This window comes from Lacrimispora sp. (assembly GCF_046972725.1).
In the GTDB taxonomy this organism is placed as follows: domain Bacteria; phylum Bacillota; class Clostridia; order Lachnospirales; family Lachnospiraceae; genus Lacrimispora.
The window spans coordinates 614,567-636,219 of record NZ_JBKVXF010000002.1 but is presented as its reverse complement, the minus strand read 5'-3'; the positions used below and the strand labels follow the sequence as shown (position 1 = coordinate 636,219).

Annotated in this window: 22 protein-coding genes; 4 read left to right on the top strand and 18 right to left on the bottom strand. The window is 41.8% G+C overall.

Annotated features, from left to right (window positions below; translation table 11 throughout):
- Positions 1 to 4: 4 nt before the first annotated feature.
- The 4 genes from ACLTWA_RS11285 to ACLTWA_RS11270 all read right to left on the bottom strand — a co-directional run bounded on the left by ACLTWA_RS11285 (position 5) and on the right by ACLTWA_RS11270 (position 2,032).
- Positions 5 to 607, bottom strand: a complete 603-nt coding sequence (locus tag ACLTWA_RS11285; protein ID WP_412327803.1) for a hypothetical protein — start codon at positions 605 to 607, stop codon at positions 5 to 7.
- A gap of 24 nt (positions 608 to 631) precedes the next feature.
- Complete coding sequence (locus ACLTWA_RS11280; RefSeq protein ID WP_412327802.1) at positions 632 to 817, bottom strand: DUF1858 domain-containing protein; 186 nt, start codon at positions 815 to 817, stop codon at positions 632 to 634.
- 72 nt (positions 818 to 889) lie between these two features.
- Complete coding sequence (locus tag ACLTWA_RS11275; RefSeq protein ID WP_412327801.1) at positions 890 to 1,678, bottom strand: hypothetical protein; 789 nt, start codon at positions 1,676 to 1,678, stop codon at positions 890 to 892.
- Between the two features lie 18 nt (positions 1,679 to 1,696).
- Entirely contained in the window at positions 1,697 to 2,032 is a 336-nt protein-coding gene (locus ACLTWA_RS11270) for a cupin domain-containing protein (protein WP_412327800.1), read from the bottom strand.
- 111 nt (positions 2,033 to 2,143) lie between these two features.
- Here ACLTWA_RS11270 and ACLTWA_RS11265 point away from each other — a divergent pair, with 111 nt between their 5' ends.
- Positions 2,144 to 2,842 (top strand): Crp/Fnr family transcriptional regulator, encoded by a 699-nt coding sequence (locus tag ACLTWA_RS11265; protein WP_412327798.1) that lies wholly within the window; start codon positions 2,144 to 2,146, stop codon positions 2,840 to 2,842.
- 212 nt (positions 2,843 to 3,054) lie between these two features.
- Here ACLTWA_RS11265 and ACLTWA_RS11260 read toward each other — a convergent pair whose 3' ends face one another.
- From ACLTWA_RS11260 to ACLTWA_RS11250, 3 genes are read right to left on the bottom strand one after another with little or no spacing between them, the layout of a single operon-like run.
- Positions 3,055 to 3,978, bottom strand: coding sequence for an ROK family protein (locus ACLTWA_RS11260; RefSeq protein WP_412327796.1), 924 nt, complete (start codon positions 3,976 to 3,978; stop codon positions 3,055 to 3,057).
- A complete protein-coding gene (locus tag ACLTWA_RS11255) occupies positions 3,963 to 5,546 on the bottom strand; it encodes a cellobiose phosphorylase (protein WP_412327794.1) in 1,584 nt (527 codons plus the stop codon). Before ACLTWA_RS11255 ends, ACLTWA_RS11260 begins: the two co-directional genes overlap by 16 nt.
- A 16-nt stretch (positions 5,547 to 5,562) precedes the next feature.
- Complete coding sequence (locus tag ACLTWA_RS11250) at positions 5,563 to 6,918, bottom strand: glycoside-pentoside-hexuronide (GPH):cation symporter (RefSeq protein WP_412327793.1); 1,356 nt, start codon at positions 6,916 to 6,918, stop codon at positions 5,563 to 5,565.
- A 143-nt stretch (positions 6,919 to 7,061) separates the two neighbouring features.
- Here ACLTWA_RS11250 and ACLTWA_RS11245 point away from each other — a divergent pair, with 143 nt between their 5' ends.
- On the top strand, positions 7,062 to 8,114 hold the full coding sequence (locus ACLTWA_RS11245) for an AraC family transcriptional regulator (protein ID WP_412327791.1): 1,053 nt from the start codon (positions 7,062 to 7,064) through the stop codon (positions 8,112 to 8,114).
- 3 nt (positions 8,115 to 8,117) lie between these two features.
- Here ACLTWA_RS11245 and ACLTWA_RS11240 read toward each other — a convergent pair whose 3' ends face one another.
- From ACLTWA_RS11240 to ACLTWA_RS11220, 5 genes are all read right to left on the bottom strand, one after another.
- A complete protein-coding gene (locus ACLTWA_RS11240; protein WP_412327789.1) occupies positions 8,118 to 9,512 on the bottom strand; it encodes an ATP-binding protein in 1,395 nt (464 codons plus the stop codon).
- Positions 9,513 to 9,517: 5 nt separating this feature from the next.
- Positions 9,518 to 10,216, bottom strand: coding sequence for a response regulator transcription factor (locus ACLTWA_RS11235; RefSeq protein WP_412327788.1), 699 nt, complete (start codon positions 10,214 to 10,216; stop codon positions 9,518 to 9,520).
- A gap of 66 nt (positions 10,217 to 10,282) precedes the next feature.
- Positions 10,283 to 10,492 (bottom strand): copper chaperone CopZ, encoded by a 210-nt coding sequence (copZ, locus tag ACLTWA_RS11230; protein WP_412327787.1) that lies wholly within the window; start codon positions 10,490 to 10,492, stop codon positions 10,283 to 10,285.
- A gap of 24 nt (positions 10,493 to 10,516) precedes the next feature.
- Positions 10,517 to 11,239, bottom strand: a complete 723-nt coding sequence (locus ACLTWA_RS11225) for a hypothetical protein (protein WP_412327786.1) — start codon at positions 11,237 to 11,239, stop codon at positions 10,517 to 10,519.
- Between the two features lie 6 nt (positions 11,240 to 11,245).
- Positions 11,246 to 13,726 carry a heavy metal translocating P-type ATPase gene (locus ACLTWA_RS11220; RefSeq protein WP_412327785.1) on the bottom strand — a complete coding sequence of 827 codons (2,481 nt, stop codon included), beginning with the start codon at positions 13,724 to 13,726 and terminating at the stop codon, positions 11,246 to 11,248.
- A gap of 143 nt (positions 13,727 to 13,869) precedes the next feature.
- Between ACLTWA_RS11220 and ACLTWA_RS11215 the strand changes: the two genes are divergently transcribed.
- Positions 13,870 to 14,229 carry a winged helix-turn-helix transcriptional regulator gene (locus tag ACLTWA_RS11215; protein ID WP_412327784.1) on the top strand — a complete coding sequence of 120 codons (360 nt, stop codon included), beginning with the start codon at positions 13,870 to 13,872 and terminating at the stop codon, positions 14,227 to 14,229.
- Between the two features lie 64 nt (positions 14,230 to 14,293).
- Here the strand turns inward: ACLTWA_RS11215 and ACLTWA_RS11210 are convergent, their stop codons facing one another.
- A complete protein-coding gene (locus ACLTWA_RS11210) occupies positions 14,294 to 14,743 on the bottom strand; it encodes a MarR family winged helix-turn-helix transcriptional regulator (protein WP_412327783.1) in 450 nt (149 codons plus the stop codon).
- A gap of 365 nt (positions 14,744 to 15,108) precedes the next feature.
- Between ACLTWA_RS11210 and ACLTWA_RS11205 the strand changes: the two genes are divergently transcribed.
- Positions 15,109 to 16,038, top strand: a complete 930-nt coding sequence (locus tag ACLTWA_RS11205; RefSeq protein ID WP_412327782.1) for an AEC family transporter — start codon at positions 15,109 to 15,111, stop codon at positions 16,036 to 16,038.
- Between the two features lie 346 nt (positions 16,039 to 16,384).
- Here the strand turns inward: ACLTWA_RS11205 and ACLTWA_RS11200 are convergent, their stop codons facing one another.
- From ACLTWA_RS11200 to ACLTWA_RS11180, 5 genes are read right to left on the bottom strand one after another with little or no spacing between them, the layout of a single operon-like run.
- Complete coding sequence (locus ACLTWA_RS11200; protein ID WP_412327781.1) at positions 16,385 to 17,371, bottom strand: D-isomer specific 2-hydroxyacid dehydrogenase family protein; 987 nt, start codon at positions 17,369 to 17,371, stop codon at positions 16,385 to 16,387.
- Positions 17,372 to 17,388: 17 nt separating this feature from the next.
- Positions 17,389 to 18,666, bottom strand: coding sequence for a 2-hydroxycarboxylate transporter family protein (locus ACLTWA_RS11195; protein WP_412327780.1), 1,278 nt, complete (start codon positions 18,664 to 18,666; stop codon positions 17,389 to 17,391).
- A gap of 20 nt (positions 18,667 to 18,686) precedes the next feature.
- Positions 18,687 to 19,946 carry a 3-isopropylmalate dehydratase large subunit gene (locus ACLTWA_RS11190; protein WP_412327779.1) on the bottom strand — a complete coding sequence of 420 codons (1,260 nt, stop codon included), beginning with the start codon at positions 19,944 to 19,946 and terminating at the stop codon, positions 18,687 to 18,689.
- Between the two features lie 2 nt (positions 19,947 to 19,948).
- Positions 19,949 to 20,461: a 3-isopropylmalate dehydratase gene (locus ACLTWA_RS11185; protein ID WP_412327778.1), complete on the bottom strand. Its 513-nt coding sequence runs from the start codon at positions 20,459 to 20,461 to the stop codon at positions 19,949 to 19,951.
- Positions 20,462 to 20,473: 12 nt separating this feature from the next.
- The gene (locus tag ACLTWA_RS11180) at positions 20,474 to 21,649 is read right to left on the bottom strand and encodes an aconitase family protein (protein ID WP_412327777.1); all 1,176 of its coding nucleotides are present in this window, start codon (positions 21,647 to 21,649) and stop codon (positions 20,474 to 20,476) included.
- Positions 21,650 to 21,653: the final 4 nt, after the last annotated feature.

The following is a 21,653-nucleotide window of genomic DNA, read 5'->3' as shown; positions in this document are numbered from 1 at the left end:
ATGTTCATCTCCTTAACTCATATACCTGATCCTCTAACTGACAAAACTCAATTCCGGAACCATCAAGCATTCCCTTCATCAGTGATTCTCTTAAGGCATAGTAATGTTTTACATCTCCTTGAATCATGGACCAGTAAGCACCGTGGATATCCTGAGCCTGTCTCCAGACCAGCCTGTCTTCGGAATTCTCCACCAGCTCATTGACATGATCACAGGGCATTCCGTTTAACAGCTTGCTGTCTAAATAATCAAATGCAGCTTTGGCTGTGGAACCGCTCTCTACCGGATTCTCTTTCCCGAACCGGCGGATGGCTTCCTCCATAAGAGGCAGACTATCGGGAGCCTTTGCCAGCAGTTCCGTCACTGCATAAGCCAGCCGGTTCTCTACCAGGCTTACTTTTTCCTGAAGCCAGCCGTGAATATTACCGGTATCGACCAGGTCTTCCAAGTTTCCTTCCGGCAGCTTTCCGTATCTGCTGTCTGTTTTTTCTCTAAGTTCTCCAAAGCCTTTGTCCTTTGCAAGGTCTAAAATCACATCTGCCATTGCATCCTGAAATTTAATCTTATTGTATAACCAAACATGAATCGGTCCTAAAAATGCGCTCATACCGTTCCTCTTTCCTCTCTGTAATTAGTTGTTAAGTCTTTCAAGGACTCCTTCTATGTCAAGTCCGTGTACCATACATGCTTCTTCCAAAGACTCCATCTGAGAAGAAGGGCAGCCAAGACAGTGCATGCCGCATCCCATTAAGATTTCTGCTGCTTCCGGATTGCTTCTTAAAATTTCTCCAATATACATGTCTTTCGTTATCATCATTCATTCCTCCTGATATCATTCTATCATTTTTCAATTCTCTTACGGGTTATTCACCGGGGACATTCCATATAGTCAAACCAGGAGCTTAAGTGCTCCAGGGGATAAAAACGCAGGCAGGGAGGTCCCTAAATTAATATTTTTAATTCCAAGGTACCACAGGGTCAAAAGAATGGAGACCGTCTTTTGTTCGTACCTTGACAATAACACGGACAAAGAAAGTTCCTTATCTTTGGTCTCTTTTAAAAGCTGTTTTAAATCATAGAGATCATTATTCTCCTTATCAAGCAGCTCCATACATTTTAAATTCATTTCGCCAGCTTCCAAAACCACCGGAAGAAGCTGTTCCACGGTCAGATCATAACTAATGACAGACAAAGCCTTGTAAAAGAAATGGTTGACTGCCTCCTCTTCATTCCCAAGGACCATTGCAGGATACGTATACACTGCCATACCCCTGATTCCAAATAAAATCAGGGACTTGAAAGAACGGATATCTTCCTCCGCCTCCCAGATTTCTTTCATATCGTAATCGGAAGTATTGCCGCAGACGGAAAGACAGCTGCTGCAGTTGGGTGCCACTCTGCTTTTTTCCTCCCGTACCTTTTTGATCATCTCCACTAAGACCTGATCATTATATTTCTCCCTGGTCATGGTGGTAAATAACCCTTCCGCAATGATTTTTGTGGTGGTTGGAAGCATCTGATGATTCCCACAGGACTTTGCCAGACCGATCAAAGCCCCCGTCAGCTCATCCTGCAAGTCTGCAATAACTTCCAAATCGCCCCATACCTCCTCATTCCCCGTACAGACGCTGCTGCCCCCTGCCGGTTCACACTGAAACCAAAACCTCTTGCTGTCCATCTATTTTTCTGACCTCTCTTAAAAAACCACAACTAATAACATCTTAAAACATTCCTCTGCGTAAACTGCATGAGGTTTTTGGGCCGGCATAACAAGGGTCTGGCCAGCATCGAGAAAATACTCTTTTCCATCTACGGTAAACTTCCCTCTGCCTTCCAAAACAGTTACCATAGCATCACCATTTGAATCATGGGAACTGATTTCTTCTCCCTTATCAAAAGCAAACAAAGTAATGCTCACCGCTCCATTCTGGGAGAGAGTCTTGCTTACGATCTGCCCCTCCTGAACATGAACCAGATCAGACAATGCCACAATTTCTTCATGCTCTATATTCTTCAAGATTTTTTCTGCCATAGGGTTTCCTCCTTATTTTCTCCTTGCCTTTCTATGGAGATTATAATATAATATCTACATCATTTCAGTTGTAATTACAACATAAAAAAATTATTTGAAAGGGTGGGACAAATGCAGGAATATCTCCCTGTTTTAAAAAAATCAAATCTCTTCCAAGGGGTTACGCCAGAAGAAATTCAGTCCATGTTAAAATGTCTGTCCGCCCATGTGAAACACTACAAAAAAGATGAATTCATTATCCGGAGCGGAGATTACATACATTTTGTAGGAATGATCGTATCCGGTGCTGCACTTATTATACAGGAGGATTTCTGGGGAAAGCGGACCATTATTTCTGAGCTGCTTCCAGGCAATCTGTTTGCGGAGACTTACGCCTGCATTTCTTCTATTCCCATTGAGATGAGTGTGATCTGTGACAGCGAGTGCGATGTGGTTTTTATGGATATGAACCGGATTATGACCGTATGCAGTTCCAACTGTACCTTTCATACCCGCCTGATCCAGAATCTGTTATCTTCCCTTGCACGGAAAAATATGATTCTGACAAAGAAGATGCAGCATATGTCCAAAAAGACTATCCGGGAAAAACTGCTTTCCTATCTTTCTGCGGAATCCTTAAAAAGCAATTCCTCTACATTTTATATTCCTTTTAACAGACAGCAGCTTGCAGATTATCTCTCCATTGACCGGAGTGCCCTTTCCAACGAGCTGAGCAAATTACAGGCGGAAGGAATTTTGACTTATAACAAAAGCCGTTTTACATTGATTGACGATATCCATGTTCATAATCGCAGTGCGGAAAATAATTAGATATATGCATCTGGACATACCAATAGAACTGCCGGGAGTTATAAGGGCAGATGCGAAAGATCCGGTGGAGTTTCCATAGCAATAATAAGGAAACTCCACCGGATCTTTCGCTTTTAACGACACTTGCAAAAAAGAGTGCTGCACAGAAAGGATCAGCCTTATTTTCTATTTTCAAACATACGTCCATCATCGTTATTGACTGCTTTCCAATGTCAAAGCAGCCCTTTACTATTTAAAAAATGATACAATGCACCAACCAAATTGGAATCATCGAAAAAATAACAGGTTGTGACAACCGGCATAGGAATGAATGGAGACAGCTTACGGTACGGATGGTTCTCACACAAATCCCTTATGTTTTTTTTCACATATTCCAGTAACAGCGGCTGCCGGCTAATACCGCCTCCAATGGTAACTGCCTCTACATCAAGCAGCGCCTGTAAATTATAGATCTGCACCGCAAGTTTTTTTGTATAGACATTCAAGGCTTTTAGCACTCGTTCATCACCTTTGCCCGCCATTTCAAAAATCTTTATCCCATCAAGTTCCTTTTGTGGGATTCCCGTTTCTATGGATGTGTACTTTGCCAAAGCATCGGCTCCATTTGTTGATCCCCAGTATCCCTCCTCCTGATCGATACGTTTTTCCTCCACGGCCATATAACTGAATTCCCCTGCTGAAAAATGCCTACCCTTGTAAAGACTTCCATTTATGATCAAACCGCCTCCAACTGCCGTCCCCAGCACAAGTGCGATGCCATTCTTTACATCTTTCAGGCTTCCTTTCCACATTTCTGCCAGAGCAACACATTTTCCATCATTTTCAATGGTAACAGGCACTTTGCAGCGTGCTTTTAAAAGTTCCGCCATATTCTGTCCGGAAACATAGGTCAGAGACCCGCCCGAATAACAATATCCCGTATCACTGTCTATAATTCCGGGGGAACTCATGGCAATGCCTTTCACATTTCTGCCATACTGTTGAAAAATCGAATACAAAATCTCCAGATAATCTTCCAATGTATGTTTACTATGATCCGGGGTCTTCACCTTGCCTTTTTCAAGAATATCCGCATTTTCATTCATGACCGCATATTTAATAAAGGTTCCTCCCGAATCAATTACAAGATATTCCATGGATTCCCCTCCACATTCGACAGCTTACGGAGCAGATAAGCAGGGGTACAGCTCCATGCATGGCAATAACTGTTTACTGCTGACGAGCCATAAGGGGATTCCTGAGGGTTGTCCGGATTATACAATTCCCAAAATGTATCCGCTCCCTGTTCAAGCATATCTCCCCAATAATATTTCATGTAATCCATCGCCTTTTCTTTCTCTCCGCAGAGGATTAAAGCCTCTACAAAATGATGATTCATGTAGGGAGTTACCATTCCCATCTCTGGTTGCAGCTCCACAATACGATCCATCAGCATTTTTGCTTCTTTTCCTGTTTTTACACCAGCAAGAACCATCCACACCTGGCTTGCATAAGAAATCTGACGGTTCTCTCCGCTGACAAATACCCCTTGTTTCCCATCCCAAAAATAAGTAAGGGCTGCACTGACACACCGTTTCCGTTCTTCCTCCAGTTCCACCACAAGAGATACCTGATTTAAGATCCCGGCCAGATAAATTGCGTCATTCAGTGCATATATATAGATTGCCTGCGCACTGGCCTGCTTATTCAGTCCTTCTTTCCAGTCAACAAAGCACCAGTTATTGTCCCCCTCCTGAATCACGTTTCTCTTATCAAAACGCATTCTGGATAATTCCACCTGACGGTATGCGGACGGCCAGAGTTCTTCTAACGTATCTTTATCCCTGGTAGCCTCATAATAGTCTTTTAAGGCGGAAAGGAAAAACAGAGAATAATCAAACAGGAACGTATCATCCACCAGATACTCCGGCTCTGTAAAAAGGCAGGCTCCTATCGCCCCGTCGTCTCTCGTTAGTCCGGCAAATAAATACATGCACCGTTTTACCAGGTCATAATTTTTAAATGTCGCATAATTTGCCAGAGCCTGAAGCCTTAAATCTCCCAGCCAAAGTCTCCGGTCACGCTTGGGTCCATCCTCAAATACGGATTGCATACAATTCTGAAGCGTCCTCAGACTGACTCTGTCCATTCGCTGTAGAACCGGTTCTGCTTCAGAAATGGGCTCTACCACTTCCATATCTACCGCCGAAACCGCCCTGCAGACTGCCTCTTCCACCACGACCTGAAACTTTAAAGAAGTATCAACTGCATAAATCTCTATATAACGGAATGCATATCTCCTTGGCAAATGCAGACAAGCTGGCAGCACGTCCAAATGAATGTACTCTTCCTGAATCCAGCTGCTGCTGATCCAGCCATCATATTCCTCCGAATTCTCCCTTATTTCTTTTGATACCTCACCAAATTTAAACCTCAGATAAGCCGGTGCATCCTGAGGACTTCCTACGGACTTCAATTGAAAGCTGACATACCCTACCTGGTGATCACCAAAATCAAGAACGATTGATTCTCCTTTCTTTAAGGCAATGTGCCCCATATCACCAATGTCCGCCCGTGGGACTGCTTTCCCGGTTTCATCAATAGACACAATTTTTACCGGTTTCACCTGCTTTTCCATCAACTTTGGTTCTAGTTTTTTTGCCTTTTCCACAAATCTATCGTTGGTGATTCTCTTCATATCTAAATCAATACTGATTGCTGCCATAATAATCCCTTTCTGTTCACTTTCCTGCTTTTCTTGCTTCTAATTCTTTGTTGATCTCCGGTAGCTTCTTATCCAGATCATAGAATAAAAACGTTACGATTGTTAATACATTTGTTGCGATTGGAATCCAGATATACATTGCGCTGATTGCATGTAACGCAGAAGCCTGCTGCACCGGAGCATTGGCTACATAGCCGCTTGCGGCCAGCATTGCAGCTGCAACAGAGCTTGCCACTGCCATTCCCACCTTACCGATAAAGCCATTTACAGCAGATAAGGTTCCTGAGATATTGACCCCGGACTTCCATTCCCCATAATCAACAGGATCCGGCTGAATGGCAAAATGCATACTTCCCTTTAACCCATAGCCAAGAGCTCCAATTACCACTCCAACGAGTACAAGAGGAACGAAACTGCCGCCGATAAAGATGATGATCAGCCCGGCTCCGTGTAATACAGACCCTGCAATCATTAGATTTCTCTTTGTGGTCAGTCGTGATAAAAATGGAACACAAAGATTTGTCACTACGGGAATCAAAGTTGTGATCGTCGCCGCAACACTGGAAAGCTCCTTATTGTTCAAATTATAGGTAAAATAGAAAATGATTGCTCCCGCCTGTATTACATATCCGCCGAAAAACCAGATAATGTTTGCCGCAAACAGCAGCCACGGTTTATTATGAATTAGACAGTTTAAACTCGCTTTTATACTCACTTTCTCTTCATTGATCCGCACCCTTTCTTTTGTATTAAAAAAGCAGAAAAAGAATACCAGACAGCCTAATGCGCCGAAAATCATCATTACGATACGAAATCCTACCGCTTCATTTCCTCCTCCCAATTGGTCCACCAATTTAAGGGCAAATGCGGACACAACGGTTGAACCTATGTATGAAAAAAAGACACGGCTGGTCGCCAAGTTGGTTCTTTCCCTGGAATCTGCTGTCAAAGCCGGCAAGATAGATGCCATGGGAATATTCACTACCGTATAGGCCAAAGACAGCAGCATGTAGGTGACATAAGCATAAATCAACATTCCTTTTTGGGATATATCGGGTACACTGAATGCCAAAACCGCAGTAATCGCAAACGGAATGGCGCCTGCGAATATCCAGGGTCTTGACTTTCCCCACTTCGTGTTTGTTCTGTCAATCAGAAATCCCACAGCCAAATCTGTAAAACCGTCAAAAACTTTTGTCACTAAAAACATTACGCTTACCGCTGCGGCATTTAAATGCATGACATCTGTGTAAAAATACAGCAGGTATAAAGAAATGACCTGCCAAATCAAATTGCATGCAAAGTCGGAGGAACCGTATCCGATCCGCTGGCGCCATAGACTTTTTTTCATATCTTTTTCTATTGTATTCATTATATAAAACCCCTCTCCTTTATCTGATACAGACATCATATCATTCCGAATTTCTTTTTCCTATTGACTATTTTAAGAGATTGACTTGATATTTTTAAAGATGGTATAATCCTGATAATGAAAAAAGATACCGGGGGATTTTTATGAAAATAGATAAAGACAGATTTAACAACTTTATACATTCTTATACGAAAGATGAGCTTTTTTACCGCAGCCTTTACAACGCGGAACGCGAACATCCGGAAACTTTCTCTCAATATGTTGATACCCTGGACCGTAATTTTATTGAGCAGCATCAGCTCTACGTACCAAGTCTTCATGACTCATGGTTTCCCTATATATCTGAAAATGAATTCTTCCAAACATACTCTCAGAACATTTACATTGCAAAACACAACCGTTATTCACCAGAATATCTCCACAAGCATGAATTTTACGAGTTTTTTTACGTCTATTCAGGCACCTGCATAAATACGATTCAGGGCAAAAAACAGACCTGCCGGGCTGGTGATCTGTGTATCATTCCGCCGGAAACCAAACACAGCATTGCTGTATTTGATGACAGTGTTATCATCAATGTCATGATTAAATCCAGCACCTTTCATGGAACCTTTTTTGAGCTGTTCACAAATAACAATGCGCTGTCCCATTTTTTCTCTCATACCTTATATGAAAAAACGGAAAACAACTATCTGCTGTTTCATACACAGTCAGACACTGTAATCCGTTCTCTTATTGAAGATATTTATATTGAATATTACGGTCATAAAAAATACTCGGATTCTCTGCTTGACAGTTATCTTATGACCTTTTGGGTCATACTCCTGCGGCATCATGAAAACCATCTGGAGAGTTTCCTTAACACGACTCACCAAAACCTGGCATTACCGGATATCTTAAATTATTTCCAGGCGAACTTTATGGATATCACTCTTTCCTCTGCCGCTGAACATTTTGGATTTTCCGTCCCTCATTTCAGTAAACTTGTTAAGGATCATACAGGAAAGACCTTTGTCCAGATCATCCGGAATATCCGGTTGGAGAAAGCATGCCGTGCCCTTAAAACAACGAATTTAAGCATTTCCTCTATCTGTGAAATCATCGGTTATTTAAATCCGGAACATTTTAACCGTATTTTCAAAGAAACCTTTCATATGACTCCAAGTGAATACCGAAAAAAGCATACAAACCTTTAGTTCTTATTGGAATCCCTGGGAAAATGGAATACTTACGGTAAAACAGCTTCCCTCTTCCTTTGAACTTTCTGCTGTTACCGTCCCTCCATGAGCTTCAACAATGGATTTTACGATGGCCAGACCAATGCCTGCGCCGCCGGTTCTCCGGTCTCTGGATTTATCTGACCGGTAAAAGCGTTCAAAGATAAGGGGCAGTTCTCTTTCCGGAATCCCGATTCCGTTATCCGTCACTTTTATGATGCCGTATTTGGAAGTCTCAGAAACCAGAACTTTTATGCTTCCCCCTTCCGGTGTGTATTTAACTGCGTTGGAAAGCAGGTTTGCAAGGACCTGACTGATCCGGTCCTTATCCGCTTCCACAAACACCGGTTTCCCTTCCATCTGAAAGGACTGGTTTTTCTTTTTGATCTCCCCGTTCATCGTTTCTGATACGACCTTAACAAGGCTGAACAGATCGATCCGGGATTTCTTTAATGTCAGATTTTCACTTTCCATCCTTGCAAGCTGCTCTAAGTCTGCAACCAGCGTTCCCAACCGCTTCACCTCTTCAAAGCAGCTGTAAAGTCGCTCTGGCGTCGGGTCCCATAATCCTTCCATCATGGCTTCCAGATGGGAGCTCAGTGAGGTAAGGGGGGTCCGCAGTTCATGAGCCACATCTGCCGTCAGCCGTCTTCTTAAGTTTTCCTGTTTGCCCAGAGCATCGGAAAGCTGGTTGATGGCAGCCGCAAGGTCGTCAAGCTCTTTGATTCTGGTTCCCGGTTCAAACCGAATGTTATAATTGCCTTCTGAAATCTGTTTGGCAATGTAAGCGGTCTTCGTAACCGGACGGGATATTCTTCGGGCAAGAAGGCATCCCACTGCCACAGAGCAAATGCCGGAGAGAACTCCAATGAAAATAAGGACCTTATTCATGACATTGATAAAATCAAAATCCGCCTCATTCATAAAGAACGGGCCGTAGTATTTGATGGATACGCTTCCTGTCTTTTTTCCATTCTGGGTAAGCTCATAGGTATTATCCACAAAACCGCCCTTTGACCCTCTCTCTTCCATGCGGACTGAGATTTCATCCATAATCTGCCCGCAAAGGCTCATGTCATGGTTTTCTGCATCCCAGACCATATTTCCGCCGATGTCATAAAGTTTTATGATATAGCCGTCGTATAAGGCATTCATACCGATGGCGTGAACGTAATCAAGCTTCCAGTTTCGTTTGAGACTATCATACTGGTGGCTTAATTCTTCCACCACGTTTTCTCTTCTCTCGATTCCAAGCTGGGTCATGTACTTTTCAAATTCCCGGTTAATAAACCAGTTGGAAAGAATGCCAATGAGAAATACAGTCAGTAACAGCACCAGAAAAATGGATAAGGACAGCTGTTTTTTTAAACTATTCATTCCGGTCACCCTCCGAATTTGTATCCAATTCCTGGAACCGTAAGGATGTATACCGGAGATTTCGGATCGTCCTCCAGCTTTTTCCTTATATTCTTGATATGGCTGTCAATGGCTCTGTCATATCCGGCAAACCCTTTATCAAGCGCTGCCTCAATCAATTCCTCTCTGGTAAATACTTTTCCCGGATATTTAATGAAGGCAGACAGAATATCCCGCTCCCTTTTAGTCAGCGTTACCACCTCACCTTTTTTCCGCACCTCATGTTTTTCAAAATCCACCACCAGATCTCCGTCTCTAAAGGAATTACGTCTGGTCAGCGGCACCAGATCCCTTTCTGTCCGGCGGAGCACCGCCTCAATGCGGGCAGACAGTTCTTTTAATCCAAAAGGCTTGATGACATAATCATCGGCTCCCAGTCCAAATCCCTCCACCACATCATTTTCTTCCACCTTGGCCGTTAGCATAATCACCGGAACACGGGATTTTTTGCGGATGGCAGTACACACCTCTTCTCCGGAAAGGTCCGGGAGCATAAGATCCAAAAGTACAAGAGAAATATTTTCTGTATCAAACAGTTCCAAAGCCTTTTTACCGTTTTCAGCGGGCAGCGGGCGGTAGCCTTTGCTCTCCAAGAGACGGCAGACTACCTCCAGTATCTTGGGTTCGTCATCAACGATCAGTACATTCTTTAAATTCTTTCCCATCCACACACCTCGATTTCATCAAAATAAACAGGAAAAGGGAACTGCTGTAAGCAGTTCCCGGCTTCTTTATTCCACTACGTCGTAGCCCTGATCTTCAATTTCAAATTTTAATTTATCCACAGGAGCTTTCTCCGGGTCATGATCAACAGCTACGGTCCCTGCTGCAAGATCCACAGACACTCCGGACACTCCTTCTACCGCTCCTACTGCATTAGTAATTGCTTTGACGCAATGTTCACAGGACATACCTTCCACTTTAATAATTGTCTTTGACATTTGTATTACCTCCATTATAATCGTTTATTTTAAATCAAACGGTTTTAGAAATTTGTATACCTCTAAATTTTTTCCGTTTTCTTCTACAGGAACAGCTGCATATACCCAGCCCTCCACTTTGTCAGGATCGACTCCCGCCGCCAGCAGGGGGTCCGGATTCAGAACGAAGACGATGTCTTTATCCTGATTTTCATTGGAGACTGTATTGGTTTCCATATTTTTTGCCCATTCAAACAGGTTGCCATCCCCCAGCTTTACGCCGTAATGGTCCATGGCAGTATGGTAATTGATAGCACTGCGGTAGTGCTTCACGATCTGCCGGTAAGCCAGAAGAGGGGCAGACTCCCCTTTATCAGTCCGTTGGTCCTTTCCGAACCTGGTTCCAACCGTAATCTTTCCATCATGAAATGCATAATGATCCGGCAGCTTTTCTGAATCAAGCCCTGCCTTTACAAAAGGAGCTGCATCAAATTCCAGCATGACATCATAAAGAGGGCTTTTGCTGTAATCTTCACTCCAGATAAACCGGACTTCTCCGTCTGGTGCACGCAAAGACCAGCCTGCATTGGCTTCATCCTTCGTCACCTGGCCGGGAAGCGCATTTAGAACAGCTTCAAAGGATTTTACAGAATCCTTTCCAACTACGTCAAGGTCTCCGCCTGCTGTCTTTATGGCTGCTGCTGCGATTGCCGCCACTACGATTACGGCTCCGCCAATCGCTGCAATTAATTTTCCATTCTTATTCATGCGGGTTTACCTCTTTCCTGTCACTGGTTTGAATCTCTTTAGCCGCAGCGCATTGGTCAGTACGGATACAGAGCTTAAGCTCATGGCTGCCGCTGCGAAAATCGGATTTAATAACGGGCCGTTAAAGAGCAGATGCAAAAGGCCTGCTGCAATGGGGATTCCAATTACATTGTAACCGAAGGCCCAGAAAAGATTCTGTTTGATGTTTCTGATGGTCTGCTTACTTAAATGAATGGCTGTCGGCACATCCATCAAATCAGACCGCATAAGAACAATATCTGCCGATTCCATGGCAACGTCTGTTCCTGAGCCGATGGCGATTCCGATATCCGCCTGAGCCAGGGCAGGTGCGTCATTGATACCGTCTCCTACCATAGCAACTTTTTTTCCTTCGCTCTGCAGCTTCTTTACCTCACTGGATTTATCCTGTGGAAGCACTTCTGAGAGAACCCGGTCAATGCCTACCTGTTTTGCAATGGCTGCTGCGGTTTTCTTATTATCCCCTGTGATCATAGCCACTTCCAGCCCCATCTTATGAAGGCTTTCAATGGCCGCACGGCTGGATTCCTTCACGACATCGGCAACTGCCACGATCCCTGCCAGCTGTCCGTTTAAAGCCACATACATGGGTGTCTTTCCTTCTTCCGCCAAACGGTCAGAGCTTTCTTCCATTCCAGCTAAGGAAATGTTTCTCTCCTCCATCAGCTTCCGGTTTCCGGCAAGAACATCTTCTCCATTGATTCTGGCTTCAATGCCAAGTCCCGTTAAAGACTTAAACTGCCCGGCAGGAAGAATTTCAAGCCCTGCTTCTCCTGCCCCGCGGACAATGGCCTGACCCAGAGGGTGCTCGGAGCCTTTTTCTGCAGAAGCAGTAAGCTGCAGCAGATGTTCTTTGGAGATTCCATCGGCCGCCAGCACATCGGTCACCGTTGGCTTTCCTTCGGTAATGGTACCGGTTTTATCAAATACAATGGTCGTGATCTTATGGGCCGTTTCAAGCGCTTCTCCTCCTTTAATGAGGATTCCATTCTCCGCGCCCTTTCCGGTTCCCACCATGATTGCGGTAGGGGTTGCAAGCCCTAGTGCACATGGGCAGGCAATCACCAGTACGGAAATAAATATGGTAAGAGCAAACTTCAGATCCCCACCGGTTCCAAAGTACCAGGCAATCCCGGATAGCAGTGCAATGGTACAGACCACCGGAACGAAGTATCCGGAAACAATATCCGCCATCTGGGCGATGGGGGCCTTGGACCCCTGAGCGTCCTCTACCAGCTTGATGATCTGAGCCAGCGCGGTGTCGCTGCCTATCTTTTCTGCTTTGAACTGCAAAGCTCCCGTGGTATTTAAGGAAGCCGCGTATACCGGATCTCCTTCTTTTTTATCCACCGGCATACTCTCACCGGTAAGCATGGATTCGTCAATGGCTGTATGACCGCTTATGACCGTACCATCCACCGGAATCTTCTCACCTGGCTTTACTAAAATTATATCTCCGATTTCCACTTCGTCAATAGGAATCTCTTTTTCAACGCCATCCACCAGTATGGTAGCTGTCTTTGGTGCCAGACCCATAAGCTTTTTAATCGCTTCGCTGGTCCTTCCCTTGGAAACCGCTTCTAAGGATTTTCCAAGTAAAATAAGGGTAATGATAACACCCGCTGTCTCAAAATACAGGGATTCCACCGCCATAAAGTGTCCGGCCGCAATCTGGAAGGTATTATAAATACTGTAAAGAACTGCTGCCGTAGTTCCCACGGCAATGAGGGAATCCATATTAGGGCTTCTCTGAATCAGGGCCTTAAATCCAATGGTATAGAATTTATATCCCACTCCGATAACCGGTACTACTAAAAACAGCTCTGCCAGTGCGTAGATCAAAGGAAACTGCATGGGATCGATTCCTGCCGGAAACGGCAGGCGAACGATCTTTATCATAGGCACCATGGCTATATAAAGAAGAGGAATGGAAAATACAGCAGAAACAATGAACTTCGTCCATAAAGTCTTTATCTCCCGCTGCTTTCTTGCACGGTCCTCATCTGCTGCATCCGCCTTATTCACTTCCAAAGCCTGATAACCGGCTTTTTCAATAGCTCCCCGGATTGCGGAAAGCCTTACGGTCTGGGGGGCGTAAGTAACCATTGCTTTTTCTGTGGCGAAATTCACCGAAGTTTCTTCTACGCCTTCCAGCTTTCCAATGGCTTTTTCCACCCTTCTTGCACAAGCAGCGCAGGTCATGCCCCCAATTGGAATGGTCACACGGGCATTGGGCGATTTTTCTGCAACTTCATAGCCGATTTTTGTTACTGCCGCTTTAATGGCGGAAAGATCCAGATTTTCATCGTCATATTCAACAAACAGCTTTTCACTTGCCAGATTCACCGTAGCCTGATTGATTCCGGATAGCTTTCGCACAGTCTTTTCAATTCGCTGCGCACAGGCAGCACATGTCATGCCCCTTATATTTAACATTTCACTTGTCATCTTAATCCACCTCACCTTTTTTAATATCTGTCTTGAAGTTTCCTTTTACTCATGATATTATTATGACAGTTATTGCGATATTTGCAAGTATGTACTTTATTGTAATATAGTATCCAAAAAGATACTAAGGGAGGTTTTTATTTATGGATTGCAATTGCACTGGTTATCATTGCCCGGTTGACACCACTTTAAATATGATCGGCGGAAAATATAAAGCACTTATCTTATGGCACTTAATCGATAATACATTACGGTTTGGAGAACTGCGCAAGCTTATTCCTCAAGCCACCCCTAAAATGATGACCCAGCAGCTTCGGGAACTGGAAGAGGATCATCTGATCACAAGGACCGTATACCCTGTGGTTCCTCCAAAGGTAGAGTATTCTCTATCCGAATTAGGAGCGAGCATTCGTCCGATTCTGGAAGCAATGTATGCCTGGGGCACAGACTATCTGGCTCAGAACGGAATGAAAGCAAGCTGCTCGATGAAGTTTCCTATTTAAAATTTTTCCCATGTATATGGCACACAAAAAGAGTCTGCTTTGTTCCTGGGAAAGGATTTTTTTATCACTTATCTGTAATGGTTCTGTTCTGCAAAGCATGTTTGACAACCGCATCATACAGCTTGCTTAATTGTTCACTAATTACAGGTTCATTCACATTTTCTGTTTCTGAAAGTAACTCCGACCACCATGTAATAATAATTTGCTGCAATTCTACTACTATCTGCTCACCGCGATCCGTTAAATAAACTTGATTTACTCTATTATCAATTGGCGACGATTGTCTCCTGACATATTTTTCTTCAATTAATCTTTGTAGATCACGTCCAACCAAGCTTGGATCCAGCACCATAAGAGCGGCTATTTTTTTTTGCGATAAGCCTGGATTATCATGAAGAAACAGCAAGATATCTCCTTCCGTTGCCCGAAGACCAAGATATTGGAATTTTTGATTAATTTCAATTTTCGATTGTCGATAAATTCCAGCAATATATTTACTCAAATAAAGAACCATAAACTTTCCTCCTCTAAAATCCACAACTATTTATCAATAACTCTTGACAAGCTCATCAGGCTGTGGAATGCTTCTGACCCTTCTCACAAAATTTATCTGCCTTTTTATTTAATCCCAAACGTATGATTCCCCATATTGATTACTCCACACCTGATTATTGTAAATCATAACAGTAACAATGTCTATTTCTTACTTCATTTTTGGATAATTTTATTTTAAACTGCACCACCCCGGCATATCTTTCATAATCATTCAAAATTCCGAAAGATTATATAATTGACATGTCTAGTGAAAAGGAATATAATAGCACACATCAGCAATTAATAGACAAGTCTATTATATTAATTATAAAAAGGGATGGTAATATGACACTTAGCAGTCTTGCAAGTCAAATTGTTTTAATGTTTTTATTAATGTTGGTAGGTTTTTCCGTAAACAAACTTAATTTTATGCATGAACAAACCTCGAATGACCTTACAAATATTTTACTTTTAATCATTGGACCTTGTTTAATTATTAAGGCTTTTGAACAACCGTTTTCTCTCAATCGCTTTCATGAATTTTTGTTTGTCGGAATTGGCGTTATTGTTACTTATATTATCCAAATTGTAATTTCACACTTTCTATTTAAATTTTCATCAGATGTTAATTTGCGTAAAATTGCTGAATACAGCAGCGTTTACCCGAATGTCGGTTTTCTTGGAATTCCATTGGCAGGCTCATTATTTGGGTCTGACGGTATTTTTTTTGCTGTCGTTTCATTAGCAGTATTTAATATTTTTAACTGGTCTCATGGTGTTGCTCTTTTCCGGGAAAAACAGGAAAAACAAAATCATCTGGCGACTTTAAAACAAATACTTATTAATCCTAATATTATTGCAATTATTATAGGACTTATTATTTTTATTTTTTCCTTCCATTTGCCGGGAATACTTGATCAGGCAATTACTTACATAGGAAATGCGAATACACCACTTTCAATGATTATTGTGGGAAATAGTTTGGCTAAGCTTCATTTTAACCGAAAGGCAATTAATCTGCCTATTATCAGCTGTTTAATATTACGCAACCTTATATTTCCAGTAATCTCCTTTTTCCTACTTTCATTTATTGGCATACGTGGAACCGCACTTTCAGTAAGTCTGCTGTTAGCCGCATGTCCGATAGCCAGTTTAGGAGTTCTATTTACCTTACAGGCACATCGCGATGCCAGTCCTGCAATTAGTTTAATGAGTTTATCTACAGTATTAAGTTTAATCACCATTCCAATTGTTTTTACCATATGCGGCTTATAAACTTGTTTCTATACTGAATGTTGGGGTGTGCTTGAAAAGCACACTTCCAACATTCTTTTTTTTTGTAATAAAATACATCTATAAGAAGCCTCCCAAATTTATTATCCCGAAAAAAGTTAAATGTTGACGGAGGTGACTCCTTATAGATGTATTTAATAATAGCAAGGCTTTACCAGGTTACCTGGGTCTCAGATGCTGATTCTGATACGTTATAAGAAACTTAAGGATAAGAAAACAGACCTGTGACTTAATGCTCCGCGACAGCCATATCCTGCGGCTGGCCCATATGATAAAAGAATGGGGTGGGATTCAAAGAATCCCACCCCAACTGCTGACAAAGAGCCAGTTAAACTATTTCCCAGACACAAGTTCCGTTTTCCATAAAGGAAATCAGGGCTTCCAATGAATGATCAACCATATCCTTCACCGCCTGGTCCGTATAAAAGGAAGCATGCGGTGTAACTAAAACATTAGGAAAGGCCCTTAAAATAGATAAAGAGTGATTATTCAGTATATCTAAGCGATGATCAGTTTGGAAAATTTTTCTTTCACCTTCAAGTACATCCAGACCAGCTGCCCCTATTTTCCCAGATTCAATTCCGGCAATCAGCGCATCTGTATCAATCAGCTCTCCCCTGGAACAGTTAATCAGACAAACACCGTCTTTCATTTTGTCAATTGCTTCAGCATTAATCATATGATAATTATTTTCAAATAATGGTACATGAATGGTAATAACATCACTATTTGCCAATAATTCTTCCAGTGAAACATAGCTGAGAATATCCTGCAAATTTTCATTATGATATACATCATAAGCAATAATTTTACATTTAAAGCCGGTAAGATCGCGGGCAACTGCTGCTCCGATCTTTCCTGTACCAATTATTCCTACTGTCAAATTTTTTAATTCTCTGCCTTGTAATCCATTAAGAGTATAATCCTGAACGTCATTCCGATTGATAATCTGCTTTACTTTACGCAAACTCATTAACATCAGCATCACAGTAAAATCAGCAACACTGTTTACAGAGTATGAAACATTGGCAAGCCGTATACCGCAATTTTTAAGAGCCGTGCGGTCTATAAGATTATACCCTGCACTCCGGACACTCAAATATTTAATTCCTGACTGACCCAACTTTTCAATCACTTCCTGCGGCACTGCATTACTTCCTGGTACCGAAACAGCCATAGATCCGGCCGCTGCTTCAACTGTATGCTGATCAAGCGCTTCCTTAATACAATTGACAACTATTTTTGTTCCCTTTGCATAATTCTGAAAATAGGGGAGTTCATCTGTACGAACTCCAAAAGCTGTTATTTTCCCCAAAATAATCACTCCTTCTTTTAAATAAATAAAGGTAACAGTAAACTGATAAGAACGACTACCAATGCCCCACCAATTCGATTTGAAATAATAGCGAAAGGCATCAATTCCATTCTTTCCGAAGTTGTCAATGTTGAAATAGCTCCGCTGCCTCCCACAGTTCCCATATTGGCGCCAATTCCAATCATGGCATCAATGGGGTAAAAGTTAAAGAATTTACTGCTGATCAATGATCCGATAACCGATCCTAACACGCCCAATAAAATAATAAGAAAGTTACTGATGGTAAAGTAAGAAACAAGCTGCTTAAGATCCAAAGAAGCAATCCCGACTCCGGTAATAAGCGTAAACAAAAAGTTACCAATTACAAATTGCTGCCAATAATCACTGCATCTGCAGACATCTTCATTAAAGAAACCGGAAACTTTCACCAGAATGACCAAAATTGCAGCCCATGCGATAAAATTCAGTTGAGGAACAAATTTCTGCAAAATATTTCCAACAATAAGAAAAATCAATGAAACAGCAAAACCGATTCCTAACTTTTTCAAATTCTTGTCCATTGGATGAACTTCTTTTTCAACCTTTTTTACCTGCTTCTCGGACCCTTTCATCAATATACCATAGCCGGTCAATTCCGGGTGTTTTTTACCATAACGATTTAATAGTCCAGAAAATATAATACAGATTAAGTTTGAAATATTCATAAATACAATGAATTTTCCGGCATACTCGCCCACTTGCTGATGAAAGATGCCGCTAAAAATGGTCGGAACCACGACTAATGCTCCCGATGAGCCTCCGGTATAGTTGGGTAGTCCAACATTAAAAAGTCCCTCTAAAATTGTCTTTCCTGTAATTAAAGTTCCGAGATACATAAAGACAACTGCAAAAAATAAAGAAATGAGAATGCAAGGCAGCAGACGTACCGTTACAGAAATCAGCATTTCTCTATCCATGCTTAAAATGGAGCCAACAACAATTGCGGCAATAAAAACATTTACCGCACCAGAGGACATAATACCTGCAATACTTTCAGCCAGGAAATTCGGAACAAGATGAAAATATACCAGCGCCGAACCTCCAAATAACGGGAGTAAAACAGCTCCTCCCATATAGCTTCCAAAAATCGGAATACTACCACCGATAAAAGCAAACAAGCCTCCGAAAAGGAACAAAAACAGCATACCGCCAACAACATCGTGATTTAATGTACCCGTATATGTAGCGAGTAATAAAATCAGAAACATTGGGCAGAAATACTTAAATGGCAACCCACAAATTTTAATTTTTTCCATTGGTCCTCACCTCAATCTTCTTATGATTCTAATTCTCTTGGATCTGAAATCACACCATTCAGCGCAGAAGCAGCTGCAACAGCCGGAGAACCCAGATAAATCAGTGATTTCTTTGTTCCCATTCTACCAATGAAATTACGATTTGCGGTGCTTAAAATAGCTTCGTCATCAGCTAATAATCCATAAGGCATACCACAGCAAAGAGCACATGCAGGATGAGAAATCACACCACCTGCTTCAATAAATGTTTGAATATAGCCGGCTTTAATGGACTCTTTGAACACTTTATTTGTTGCTGGGACAACAATGAATTTAAGATAAGGTGCAACCTTTTTCCCCTTCAAAATCTCTGCAGCAATTTTCATATCTTCTAAGCTTCCATTTGTACAGGAACCCAAATAAACCTCATGGATTTTTTTACCGACCACTTCCTTGATGGAATGAACATTATCAACTCCCTGAGGACATGATAAACTTGGTTCCAGCTCCCCTAAATCATAGATCAGGGTTCTTTCATATTCGGCATCGTCATCAGGCTGAATCCAGCTGATGTCTTCAAGCTTCATGTCATAATAATCTGCAGTTTGTTCATCAGCAATAAATAAAGCACATTTTGCTCCAGCTTCCAGTCCCATGTTGGCAACCGTAAAGCGGGCAGACATACTCAATTCTTTTACACCTTCACCAACAAATTCAATGGATTTATACTGAGCGCCATCAGAACGAATATCACCAAGAATTGTTTCAATCAGATCTTTGGCATAAACGCCTTTTTTGAACTTTCCTTTTAATATTACTTTAATTGCGGACGGAACTTTAAACCACAGCTCCCCAGTAGTCAATGCCGCAGCCATTTCAGTTGTACCAATTCCTGTACAAAAACAGCCGGCTCCACCGTAAGTTGTAGTATGGCTATCTGTAGCGGTTACAACGGTTCCTGGTTTGGCATAACGGTATTCATGCATTAATGTATGACAAATTCCTTCACCAATATGTAATTTGGAAATGCCAAACTTCTCGCCCAGTTCAATTCCCGCACGGTAATGATAAGAATCATTATCAGGAACAGCCGTTGGCATACAGTGATCAAACATAATGGTCACCTTTTCCGGATCATCTAATTCTTCTGTTTCCATCTCTTTAAGCGCATCCAGTAAATAGGGTGTATAGATGTCATGTATCATGAACATATCAGGTTTCGCAATTACAATATCACCTACATTCACATGGCCGCTTTTAGAATTTTTCATTAAGATTTTTTCTACCATTGTGTATCCCATGATTATTTCACTCCTCTGTTTTTCTTTGCATGATTTCCCTTTTTAACGCTTTCCACAAGACCGCCATCTTCTACAATTTTAAATAAATTTTCCGGTATGGTCTTTATTGGAAATTCTTTGCCATTAAAACGAACACACTTATTCAATTCAACTTCCAGAGTATCGCCATCCTGACATACATCTTGAATTCCATCGCATTCAATTAAAATAAGACCTTTATTAAAGCCATTCCGAAAAAAAATACGGGCAAAAGATTTAGCAATTACAATTTTCACCCCATTGACGCCAATTACAGCAGGAGCCTGTTCACGGGAAGAACCGCAACCGAAATTTTTACCTCCCACAATAATATCTCCAGGCTTTGATTCAGCAGCAAATTCAGGCCGCAGCAATTCAAAAGCATACTTACCCATTTCTTCTAATGTTGGTATTGTTCCTCTTCTGCCGGGAATGATGGTATCGGTATCAATATCATCTCCCATCTTCCATATTCTTCCTTTATATATTTTGTCCATAATCATTCTCCTCTATTCTAAATTTGCTGAAACTGACTGTTTACGCAAAGCTGCCGCAACCACACTGGCGACTGAGCCAATATAAACCAACGCATCTTCAGAGCCAAGACAACCGGAAAAATTATAACTGCCTGTCGTCAGTACCTTTTCTTTTGGACCTGCAACTCCTGCGCCTTGTAACACGATATTGTGATCACCAGGTGCCAAAATCTGAGCGCCAAAATCAATAAAGGTTTCTATCAGGCCTTCTTTAAGCGCCTGCAAATAGACGTTACTGGAAACCGGACAAACATTTAAACGAAAACCTAAATCAAGATGTTTTCCCTTCATTAAATCTGCTGCAACACGTAAATCTTCTATATATCCGCCAGTATAACCACCAATAAAACCAGCATCAAATTCCTGATCCTTTAATACTGAAAGTCTCTCAAAAGTAAATTCTCCTTTCAGATTGGCTTCTTTACTGACTGGTAATGCTACTGATGCACTGACTGTATCTAATTGAAAAGCAATTGTTTGGTCATAATTATCTTTTTCCTGAGCACTTTCGTTGACCAATGCCGTTACTGCACCTGTACGGGTCGCCATGCTGCACAAAACTACTCTTGCATGTTTTGATAAGTTCTTTAGGCCTTCCCCTGTAAATTCAATTACTTTACCAACCAGTTTATCTGCATCAACGGTACCTAATAAAGTAATCCATAAATCAATTGCTGAGGAGCCTTCGGCCAGTTTTCCTTTTAAATCAATCTGCACGGTCTCAGGAATGGTAAAGGAATAAGTATCTTCTGTAAATAACTTTGCCAGTGTTTTTACGTCCACCTGAAGACCCAAAGCTCCTGCTGCACCGTAGATAGAATTGTGCGCCGAGCAAGATAAAACGATATTTCCGGGTTTCACAAAAGTATCCATCATTACCGCATAGGCAGCACCTTTTGCCTGAATAAACGGAACCTCGTATTTTTTTGAAAAATCAACCAGCTTTTCAAAAATAGCAGAACTATCCGAATTTCCAGCCGGAACATCATGGTCAATTACAATGACACCCTTCCCATGATTCTTTAATTTTTCGGTATGAATATCTTCCACCACTTCAAAGCCGGATCCATCAGTAATCACAAGATAATCCGGTTTTACTGCTATGGTCTCACCAGTCTTTCCACCAAGTAATTCTTCTATCATTGTCATTCCA